10 protein-coding genes, 1 tRNA gene and 1 other RNA gene are annotated in these 9726 nt (G+C 71.2%); 5 read left to right on the plus strand and 7 right to left on the minus strand.

Going from position 1 to position 9726, the window contains the following annotated elements; translation table 11 throughout:
* The 3 genes from DPA01S_RS15220 to ffs all read right to left on the minus strand — a co-directional run.
* On the minus strand, nt 1-1371 hold a 1371-nt coding region (locus DPA01S_RS15220), incomplete at its 3' end, for a DNA polymerase III subunit gamma and tau (RefSeq protein WP_157076986.1).
* Nucleotides 1372-1905: 534 nt separating this feature from the next.
* Nucleotides 1906-3180 (minus strand): aspartate aminotransferase type Ic, encoded by a 1275-nt coding sequence (locus DPA01S_RS15225; RefSeq protein WP_061229689.1) that lies wholly within the window; start codon nt 3178-3180, stop codon nt 1906-1908.
* Between the two features lie 63 nt (nt 3181-3243).
* An RNA gene (gene ffs / locus DPA01S_RS15230) (signal recognition particle sRNA small type) lies at nt 3244-3338 on the minus strand.
* 96 nt (nt 3339-3434) lie between these two features.
* On the opposite strand from ffs, the gene DPA01S_RS15235 reads away from it, so the two are divergent.
* Nucleotides 3435-3522 (plus strand) — tRNA-Ser (locus tag DPA01S_RS15235).
* 380 nt (nt 3523-3902) lie between these two features.
* Here the strand turns inward: DPA01S_RS15235 and DPA01S_RS15240 are convergent.
* Nucleotides 3903-4259 carry a 4a-hydroxytetrahydrobiopterin dehydratase gene (locus DPA01S_RS15240; RefSeq protein ID WP_061229690.1) on the minus strand — a complete coding sequence of 119 codons (357 nt, stop codon included), beginning with the start codon at nt 4257-4259 and terminating at the stop codon, nt 3903-3905.
* 129 nt (nt 4260-4388) lie between these two features.
* Here DPA01S_RS15240 and gluQRS point away from each other — a divergent pair, with 129 nt between their 5' ends.
* Genes gluQRS through DPA01S_RS15255 form a run of 3 tightly spaced genes read left to right on the plus strand, consistent with a single transcriptional unit; the run spans nt 4389 to nt 6543 of the window.
* Nucleotides 4389-5312 carry a tRNA glutamyl-Q(34) synthetase GluQRS gene (gluQRS, locus tag DPA01S_RS15245; protein ID WP_061229691.1) on the plus strand — a complete coding sequence of 308 codons (924 nt, stop codon included), beginning with the start codon at nt 4389-4391 and terminating at the stop codon, nt 5310-5312.
* Between the two features lie 53 nt (nt 5313-5365).
* Nucleotides 5366-6223, plus strand: a complete 858-nt coding sequence (locus DPA01S_RS15250; protein WP_198150829.1) for a queuosine precursor transporter — start codon at nt 5366-5368, stop codon at nt 6221-6223.
* Entirely contained in the window at nt 6220-6543 is a 324-nt protein-coding gene (locus DPA01S_RS15255) for a CHY zinc finger protein (RefSeq protein ID WP_061229692.1), read from the plus strand. The genes DPA01S_RS15250 and DPA01S_RS15255 overlap by 4 nt, the downstream gene beginning before the upstream one ends.
* On the opposite strand, the gene DPA01S_RS15260 is transcribed toward DPA01S_RS15255, so the two are convergent.
* Genes DPA01S_RS15260 through DPA01S_RS16870 form a run of 3 tightly spaced genes read right to left on the minus strand, consistent with a single transcriptional unit; the run spans nt 6531 to nt 8637 of the window.
* Complete coding sequence (locus DPA01S_RS15260; protein WP_061229693.1) at nt 6531-7178, minus strand: hypothetical protein; 648 nt, start codon at nt 7176-7178, stop codon at nt 6531-6533. The two genes, DPA01S_RS15255 and DPA01S_RS15260, sit on opposite strands and share 13 nt — an antisense overlap.
* A 38-nt stretch (nt 7179-7216) precedes the next feature.
* Nucleotides 7217-8500, minus strand: coding sequence for a tRNA guanosine(34) transglycosylase Tgt (tgt, locus tag DPA01S_RS15265; RefSeq protein ID WP_061229694.1), 1284 nt, complete (start codon nt 8498-8500; stop codon nt 7217-7219).
* Nucleotides 8500-8637, minus strand: coding sequence for a hypothetical protein (locus DPA01S_RS16870; protein ID WP_156482606.1), 138 nt, complete (start codon nt 8635-8637; stop codon nt 8500-8502). The genes tgt and DPA01S_RS16870 overlap by 1 nt, the downstream gene beginning before the upstream one ends.
* Between DPA01S_RS16870 and DPA01S_RS15270 the strand changes: the two genes are divergently transcribed.
* Entirely contained in the window at nt 8636-9277 is a 642-nt protein-coding gene (locus DPA01S_RS15270; protein ID WP_061229695.1) for a TetR/AcrR family transcriptional regulator, read from the plus strand. The two genes, DPA01S_RS16870 and DPA01S_RS15270, sit on opposite strands and share 2 nt — an antisense overlap.
* The last annotated feature ends 449 nt before the right edge of the window (nt 9278-9726 follow it).

A 9726-nucleotide genomic window follows, 5' to 3' on the forward strand; every position in this document is an offset into this window, starting at 1 on the left:
CGGCGCGGCGGTGGGCGGCGCCGGCTGTGCTGCGGCCTCGGCGGCCTGCTGCTGCGACCGGCGGACGAACTTGGGTCGCCCCTCCGCCGGCGCCGCGGACTGCGGCGCGGGCCCGCCGGCGGGGCCGGTGCGGGCTTCGTCGTCGTCGCCCCCTACCCCGCCACCCGGCGCGGGCCCGCCACCTGCGCCACCAGCGGCGACCGGCGCGGTGCCCGGGCGCACGGCCCCCGACTCCAGCGACTCGACGCGCTGGAGCAGGGCGGCCATGGACTCGTCGGCCGACGGCAGCAGCAGCTTGGCGCAGAGGATCTCCAGCAGCAGCCGCGGCGAGGTGGCGCCGCGCATCGACGCCATGCCCTCGTGCACCATGTCCGCACACCGCGCCAGAGTGGCGGGGCCGATCTGCTCGGCCTGCCGCCTCATGGTCTCGGCCTGCTCGACCGGGGCGTCGACCAGACCGCGCTCGATCGCCTGTGGCACGGACTGCACCATGATGAGGTCGCGCAGCCGCTGCAGGAGGTCGGCGGCGAACCGGCGCGGGTCGTGCCCGGCCTCGACGACCTTGTCGACGGTCCGGAACAACGTGGCGCCGTCGCCGGCGGCAAGGGCGTCCACTGTGTCGTCGATGAGCGCGACCTCGGTGGCCCCCAGCAGGCTCACCGCGCGCGGATAGGTGATGCCCTCCTCGCCGGCGCCGGCCATGAGCTGGTCGAGCACGCTGAGCGTGTCACGCGGCGAGCCCCCGCCCGCGCGGATCACCAGCGGGAACACGGTGGGCTCGACCTTCACGCCCTCCTGGTCGCAGATCCGCTCGAGCAACCCCCGCATCGACGACGGAGTGAGCAGCCGGAACGGGTAGTGGTGCGTGCGCGAGCGGATGGTGGGCAGCACCTTCTCCGGCTCGGTGGTGGCGAAGATGAAGATGAGGTGCTCCGGCGGCTCCTCCACGATCTTGAGCAGCGCGTTGAAGCCCGCGTTGGTGACCATGTGGGCCTCGTCGATGATGAGCACCCGGTACCGCGACGACGCCGGCGCGAAGAACGCCCGCTCGCGCAGGTCACGCGTGTCATCGACACCGCCGTGGCTGGCCGCGTCGAGCTCGGTGACGTCGAGCGTCCCGTTGCCGCCGGGCGCGAGCGCCACGCACGAGTCACACTCGCCGCACGGGGTCGCGGTGGGGCCCTGCACGCAGTTGAGTGAGCGCGCGAGGATGCGGGCGGACGAGGTCTTGCCGCAGCCGCGCGGCCCGGAGAAGAGATAGGCGTGGTTGATACGGCCGGAGGACAGCGCCACCGACAGCGGTTCGGTGACGTGCTCCTGGCCCACGACCTCGGCGAAGGAGGCGGGGCGATACTTCCGATAGAGAGCCACGCCTAGAGGGTACCCAGGGGGTACGACGACGATGAGACCGATCGCGTCCCGGCAGGCACCCCGCGGGGTGTGCGCATATGAGTGCGGAAATGACCGGAGGGGCCACGCTCTGCGCAGCCCCTCCCGACGTCCCTCGCGCGCGGATCGGGCCCCCTCAGACCCCCGCAGCACGGTTCCCGAACCGATACCTGACACCGGCCCCTCACAGCCCCTCAGCTGTACTCCGGTGTCCGCATCCCTCTGGCCCGGACGGGATAGATACAACCAGATGACCCACTCCCGCGACAAGACGTTCTTGTTGCTGACAGTTGCTCAACAGTCAGCCGTTCAGGCGTTTGCCCTCGTCACAGGGTCGCCCAACCTGCGGATCGTAACGTCCACCATGCGAGAACGTGTCTGAGATCACTCGCAGGTAGAACCGCTGGTCACTTCGAGATCGAGCGCGGCGCCATCGCCGGAGAGGAGCCTGCTCCGGCAGGGGCCTGGATTAACGACAGCGAGCCAACTGTTACAGCGATCCCGCCCACCGGGACGTCAGCCGGCGAGCGTCGCGCGGCACGCCGCGAATAGCGCGCACAGACCCACCACGTCCATGGCGGTCTCGACCTCTGCGAGCGGCGGGAGGGTGGGCGCCAGACGGATGTGCCGGTCGTCGGGGTCCTGCCCGTAGGGATAGGCCGAGCCGGCGGGGGTCAGCGCGACCCCGACCTCCTTGGCCAGGCGAACGGTCTCGGTCGCGGTCCCGTCGACCACCTCGAGGTCGATGAAGTAGCCGCCCTCGGGCCGGGTCCAGCGGGCGACGTCGTACTCGCCGAGACGGCGGGCCAGCGCGGCGGCCGCGGCCTCGAACTTCGGCGCGATCACCTCGCGGTGGCGGAGCATATGGGCGCGGACCCCCTCGGCGTCGCCGAAGAAGCGCGCGTGCGCGAGCTGGTTGACCTTGTTCGGGCCGATCGTGCGCACAGAGGTGTGGCCGAGGTACCAGTCCAGGTTCGCCGAGGACGACGACAGGAACGACACGCCCGCGCCGGCGAAGGTGATCTTGGAGGTCGAACACACCTGCCAGAAGCGGTTGGGGTGCCCGGCCTCCGCGGCCAGGGCGTCCACGTCCGGCACCTTGGGGAAGTCCTCGGTGAGCGTGTGGACGACGTAGGCGTTGTCCCACACCACGCGGAAGTCGGGTGCCGCGGTGGCCATACGGGCCAGGCGGGAGACGGTGTGGTCGTCGTAGACCGCGCCGGTGGGGTTGGCGAAGATCGGGACGCACCAGATGCCCTTGATGGACGGGTCGGCGGCCACGAGGCGCTCGACCTCGTCCATGTCCGGACCCGTGGGCCCGAGGGGCACGGGGATCATCTCGATGCCGAGGGCCTGCGTGATGGAGAAGTGGCGGTCGTAACCGGGCACCGGGCACAGCCAGCGCAGGGCGGGCTCGTCCTTCCAGGGCCGTTGCGAGTCGGGCGTACCGAAGAGCATCGAGAAGACGAGCAGGTCGTACATGATCGACAGGCTGGCGTTGTCCTGGGCGATCACCCTGCCCGTCTCGGTGCCCAGCAGTTCGGCGATGATCGACCGCAGTTCGGGGAGCCCGGCGCCGCCGCCGTAGTTGCGCACGTCGGTCTTGCCGGCCAGGTGGTCCCCCTCCCCCGGCAGCGACAGCAGCGCCTCCGAGAGATCGAGCTGCTCGGGCGAGGGCTTCCCGCGGGTGAGGTCCAGGGCGAGACCCTTGTCCGCGAGCGCGTCGTACTCGGCGGCCAGTCGCGACTCGATGCGAGCGAGGTCGTCGGCGGGGAGATCGGACAGCGCCACGGTGGCCTCCGGCGGGGGTCGACTACATCGGTGGTGTTAGTGCCCTAAGACATGTCCCAAGACATAAGGGGACCCCGCGCACCCGCCAGAGCCCGCTGACCCTTGCTGCCTTCCGGCCCTGGGGGAGTTCACAGGATGGACGCCGCGCGGGGTCCGGGTACGAGTCTAGCCGGGTCACCCCCGAGCCCGCACGCCACCCACCCCGGAGGATGACGGTTTGCCTCCGCTCGGCCTTCCTCGGTATTGTCCTCCACGGAGGATTCGCCTAGTGGCCTATGGCGCTCGCCTGGAACGCGGGTTGGGGTTTATAGCCCCTCAGGGGTTCAAATCCCCTATCCTCCGCCGCGGACGCGGCCCGGAGCTCTCGAGCACCGGGCCGCGTCGCACATTTCCCGGTACGCCGCCTGGCAAGGCATACCCGCTCGCACCCCCACGCGCCCGAGTCCCCGCGCCCCGCCGGGCACACCGCCAGCGCATCCGGCCCCACTCACGCTGGCCCACGGGACCATTCCACCAGCGCTGGGTAGGGAGATGAGGTCAGATGTCCGACACGGTTGTGGCGGTCCCGGCGATCGTGAGGGTCCTGCTGGGGATCATGCCGCAGCCGCTGCTCGACCTCGCCGGGGCGGCCGCCGCGTTCGCCGGGTAGGCCGCGTCACGGCCGCGCCCCCCCGGACGCCGCCTCCACGCCGAGCAGAGGACCGGGCCCCTGACCTCCGGCCCTACTCCCCCAGGCCGAGCGGGGTCGCGTCGAACTCGCCGGACAGCGCCGAGATCGACCGCGCCAGCCGCAGGTCTCGCCGGGTGACGCCGTCGACGTCGTGACTGCGCAGGTCAAGGGTCACCTCGTCGTAGCTCCACAGGAGGTCGGGGTGATGGTTCTGCGAGTTGGCGGCCTGGCCAATGGCGGCGACCAGGTCGATCGCGGCCTGCGGCGACTCGCACACGGCGGTGTAGGTCAGCGATCCCTCGGACAGGGCCCAGCCGGGCAGGTCGGCGAGGCCCTCAGCGATCTGCTCTTCGGTGAGGCGGGTCTGGTCGTCGGCGTCGGGGCGTGAGTTGTCGGCGTCTGCGCTCATTCCTCCAGTCTGGCACCTCGCCGCGCGGCGGGCGGTCCTGGCGCGCGGCCCACGCGCCCCGCCCCACCACGACCCGGCGCGCCCCTGCGCCCCGCGCCCCTCCACGACCGCGCCACCTACCCTGTTGACGTGGAAACTCCCGCTAGCCTCCTCCCGCCCGGCGCCGGCCGCTACGCTCCGAGCCCCTCCGGCGACCTGCACCTGGGCAATCTGCGCACTGCGGTGGCGGCGTGGGTGCTGGCGCGGGATTCGGGGCGGTCGTTCCGGATGCGGGTCGACGACCTCGACGCCGCGCGCGCCCGGCCCGGGGTGGCGGAGCGACAGCTGGCGGACCTGGCGGCGATCGGCCTCGACTGGGACGGCGAGATCATGTGGCAGTCCGCGCGCTCGCACGCCTACGCCGCGGCCGCCGACCAGCTGGCGGACCAGAGCCTGGTCTACGAGTGCTACTGCTCGCGCAGAGAGATCGCCGAGGCCCCGCAGGCGCCGCACTCCCCGCCCGGCGCCTATCCGGGTACGTGCCGGGATCTGCCCGAGGCGGAGCGTGAGCGTCGCCGCTCGGCGCTCGGTCCCGGCCGGGTGCCGGCACTGCGGCTGCGCGCGACGGTCGACGAGTTGACGATCACCGACCTCGTCCAGGGGCACTACACGGGGATCGTCGACGATGTCGTGCTGCGCCGCGGCGACGGCGTGTGGGCGTACAACCTGGCGGTGGTGGTCGACGACGCCGAGCAGGGCGTGGACCAGGTCGTCCGCGGCGAGGACCTGCTCTCCTCGACTCCCCGTCAGGTGCACCTCGCGGATCTGCTCGGCCTCCCGCATCCGCAGTACGTCCACGTGCCGCTCGCGGTGAACGCCGCGGGTCAGCGGTTGGCGAAGCGGGACGGCGCGGTGACGCTGGCCGACCTGGCGCAAGAGGGGACGACGACGAGGGCCGCGATCGCCCGGATCGTGGCCTCGCTCGGTGGGCCGGAGGGCGCGGACTCGATCGAGGCGTTGCGTGGGGTGGTCACGGCCGAGTCCCTGCGATCCGGCCCCTGGGTGGTGGCGTGACTCCGCGGGCCGGATTCGTCGCGGGCGCGCGTCTACCCGGATAATCGTCGCTCGTGACCATTTCATCGCAGACCCCCGAGCCCCGGGATCCGCACGGGACCGGGCTATCGAGAGGGACTGGGCGGCCGGACGGGATCACTCCCGAGCCGGCGCGCAGCTCCCGGACCCCCGACCGCACCCAGCCCGCGTTCGCCACCTTCGGCAGCCCCTACTTCGCCTACCTCATCGCCCTGTTCGTCGGCGTGATGCTCATCAGCAACGTCACCGGGACCAAGGGCGTCCTCCTCTTCCCCGACCTGTCGTTCCAACTCGGGTTCGTGTCCGTCGACGGTCTCGTGACCGACGGCGCCTTCCTGCTCTTCCCGCTGGCCTACGTGCTCGGCGACGTGATCAGCGAGGTGTACGGCTTCCGCGCGATGCGCCGGGTCGTGCTGTCGGGGTTCGCGGTCCTCGCCCTGGCGGCACTGAGTTTCACGGCCACCGTGTATCTGCCCGCCGCGCCGTTCTACGAGAACCAGGACGCGTTCGAGGCGGTCGCGGGCGTCATTCCGCAGTTCTTCCTCGCGGGGCTCGCCGGGTACGTGGTGGGCGAACTGCTCAACTCGTACGTCCTGGTGTGGATGAAGCGGCGCACAGGTGAGCGGAGTCTGTGGGCGAGGCTGCTCGGCTCGACCGTGGTCGGCCAGCTCGCCGACACGACGGTCTTCTGTACGATCGCCGCCCCGGCACTGGGCATGGCGCTCTGGTCGGGTGACTACTGGAACTACGTCGTCATCGGGTTCGTCTGGAAGACCCTCGTCGAAGCGGTGCTCCTGCCCGTGACGTACCTGGTCATCGCGTGGATCAAGAAGCGCGAGCCCAGCTACCAGGCCGCACTGTCGGGGTCGGTCCTGTCACAATCGGCGGCATGATCCCGCCCGCCGTGACGGTCCTCGGCGCGACCGTCGATGATCAGACCCGCTGCGTCCACTACGCCGGCCCGCTGGACATCGTCGCGATCCGCTTTCACTGCTGCGGCGAGTTCTACCCGTGTTTCCGCTGCCACGCCGACGCCGTCGACCACCCGGTCACGGCGTGGCCGGCGGATCGGTTCGACACCCGCGCGATCCTGTGCGGGGTGTGCCGGTCGACGCTGTCCATCAGCGACTACCTGGAGGCCGACTCCTGCCCGTCGTGCGCGTCACCGTTCAACCCGGGATGCTTCCTGCACCACTCGATCTACTTCGAGTGAGAAATCCCATCGGCCTCGTCCATCGCCGTGATGACCGTGCGCAGCACGCCGAGCACCAGACGCGTGAGGTCCTCCCGCCGGGCGACGTCGGCGCCGCGGCCGAGGGCGAGCGCGCGTTCGGCCGTCTCCGGGTCGGGAAGAGTCCTGACCGCATCGGCCAGGACCCCCGCCACGTCGCGGGGGATCCCGAGCATCACCGCGTCGGACACGATCGTCTCGACGATGTCCCTGTAGACCGCACCCTCCCGGGCGTCGAGCAGCGGAACCACGCGGGCGACGTCGGCGTAGAGCTGGTCGAGGTGGCCGTCGTCGTCCGGGTGTTGCTGATCCAGAGACGCGGTTTCGGCGACGTTGCAGAGGAAGTCGAACAGCATCTGGTCGGCCGTGAAGGGACCGGGCCAGAGCCGAAGGTGCTCGTCGAACGGTAGGGAGGCGGCGCGTGAGATCAGCGTCGCGGCCCGCTGCTCGTCCCCGTCGACCATTCTGGTCAACGCCTTGTCCAGCAGGTTGAACGCCGCGTCCATCGCCGCTTCGCTGACCTCCGCCAGCGCCCCGGTCTTGACGTCCGGATGGAGTCCGTACGGCGTTCGTCGTGCCAGGTCCTCGTCGAGCGTCAGCCTACGGTCGTCCGTCATGCGCCCAGTCTCCCATCCGCGGCGGCTCGGCGTCCGGGTCATCGCCCCGCGTAGTACCGCCCCAGGAACTGCTCCTTGTACGCCACGTACTCGTCGGGTCCGGCCGCCATGGCCGCGCGCACCTCGTCGACGAGCCGCACCACAAAGGCGAGGTTGTGCAGGGTCAGCAGAGTCGAGCCGAGGAACTCCTTGGCCTTGAACAGGTGGTGCAGGTACGCGCGGCTGTACTCGCGGGAGACCTCGGACGGCCCCTCGGGGTCGAGCGGCGTGTGGTCGTGCCGGAACTGCGCGCGGGTGATGTTGACCCGCCCGTCGAGCGTGTAGATCCCGCCGTGGCGCGCGAGCCGGGTGGGCGCGACGCAGTCGAACGTGTCGGCGCCGTTCTCCACGGCGGTGAAGATGTCGTCGGGCTCGCTGATGCCCAGCAGGTGCCGCGGCCGGTCCTCGGGCAGCTCCTCGGTGCACCAGCCCACGATCGTGCCGAGGTTCTCCTTCTCCAGCGCGCCGCCGATGCCGTAGCCGCCGAACCCGCGCCGCCCCTGGTCCTCGGCGCGCTCGCTCATCTCCACGAGCCCGCGCACGGCCTGGCGCCGCAGGTCCTCGAACTGCGCGCCCTGGACCACTCCCCACAGCGACTGCCCCGGCCGGTGCGTCCGCTCGGTGGACAGCCGCTCGTGCTCGTCGAGGCAGCGCTGCGCCCAGCGACGGGTCCGCTCCACCGAGTTCTCCTGATACCCGCGGGTGTTCATCAGGGTGGTGAGTTCGTCAAAGGCGAAGATGATGTCGGCCCCCAGCGAGTGCTGGATCCGCATGGACACCTCGGGCGAGAAGCGGTGCCGCGACCCGTCGAGGTGGGAGGTGAAGGTGACGCCGTCCTCGTCGACCTTCGCGAGGCGTCCCTGCCCCTTGTTGGTCGCCGAGTCGTCGGGGGCGGCCTTGGTGCCCGCGCTCATCTCGATGACCTTCTTGAACCCGACGCCCAGGCTCATCACCTGGAACCCGCCGGAGTCGGTGTAGGTGGGCCCGTCCCAGCGCATGAACTCAGCCAAACCGCCGGCGGCGTCGACGATCTCGTGCCCGGGCTGCAGGTACAGGTGGTAGGCGTTGGCCAGCACCGCCTGCGCGCCGGTCGAGCGGACCTGCTCGGGCGTGAGCGTCTTGACCGTCGCCTTGGTGCCGACCGGGATGAACGCCGGGGTGGCGATGTCGCCGTGGGGCGTGTGGATGACGCCGGTGCGTCCGCCGGCGGTGCCGTCGAGAACCATCCGCTCCCCCACGTCGAAGGTGGTGGGGCGGGTGTCGGGTGCGGCGCTGTCGGGCATCACTCCATCGTGGCATGTCGGTCCGTGATCGTGGACGTGACCCTAAGATGGACCTGTGCGTCGGCCGGGGGGACGTGGGTGTCGGCGCCGGGGGGCGCGACGCGCGCGTCGATGAGTACGACGACGAGGTGTGCCATGACCGCAACGGGAGGACGACGGCTCTCCAAGCAGGAACGCCGTTCGCAACTGGTCGTGTTGGGGATCCGACTGCTGGAGACGGTGCCTTTCCATGCCCTGTCCCTGGACGACGTGGCGGAGCGGGCCGGTGTGTCCCGCAGCCTGCTGTTCCATTACTTCCCCACCAAGCTGGACTACCTCACTGCTGTCGTCCGGGCGGCGGCCGACCACGTGCTTTCGCTGACGGAGGTCCCGGAGGGCACCAGCGCGGAGGACTGCACCCGCGCGATCGTCACGGCGCTGGTCCGTTACATCCAGCGTCGGCGCGACAACTACGTGGCGGTCCTGCGTTCGGGCCGGGCGGTGGACCCCGCGTTGGAGCAGGTCGTCGACGGCATGCACCGCACGATCAGTCTGCGGATCCTCGACAGCATCGGGGTGGACGGGGCGGGCCCGATGGCGCTGGTGCTCACGCGCGCCTGGCTCGCGGGGGTCGAGGAGCTCGCGCTGCTGGGCGAGGAGTCCGGACTCCCGCAGGCGGCGGTCATCGATTCGGCGCTGTCGACACTCAACGCGGTCGTGTCGCTCCCCGACTTCGTCGACGACGTCACTTGCACCGGCACCGCCACAGGCCCCGGCACTGGCGCCAACCCCGCCTGACCCCGCCCGCCGCCCCGGCACACTCACCCCGCACCCGCACCCGCACCCTCCCGCGACCGCCCCCTTCCCAGCCGCCTCCTTCGCAGCCGCCCGTCGCCATGGCGTCTCGCGCGTACCGCGGGGCAGGCCAGACGCCATGGCGAGGAGCGGGAGCAGTCGACGCGGACAGGCACAGGGGCGAGACGCCAGGGCCGGGAGCGGCTGCACGGGTACGGCCGGGGGGCGGCGCGGGTTCGCCCGCATCGACGACGCCTATCGAACGGAGCGCCGCCTATCCGACTACGCGCCACCTATAGGGTCCGGTAGGCGGCGCGTAGCCGAATAGGTGGCGCTCGCTCTGGAGGGTCGGGCGGCCAGGCGCGGGAGCGGACGCTCGTTGACGCCCGCGCCCATGTCGAGGATCGAGCGCTGACCGCTGCTAAGGCGCCCGGCGTCCGGCGGCGAGCACA

Source organism: Dietzia papillomatosis NBRC 105045 (assembly GCF_001570845.1).
GTDB classification, from domain to species: Bacteria; Actinomycetota; Actinomycetes; order Mycobacteriales; family Mycobacteriaceae; genus Dietzia; species Dietzia cinnamea.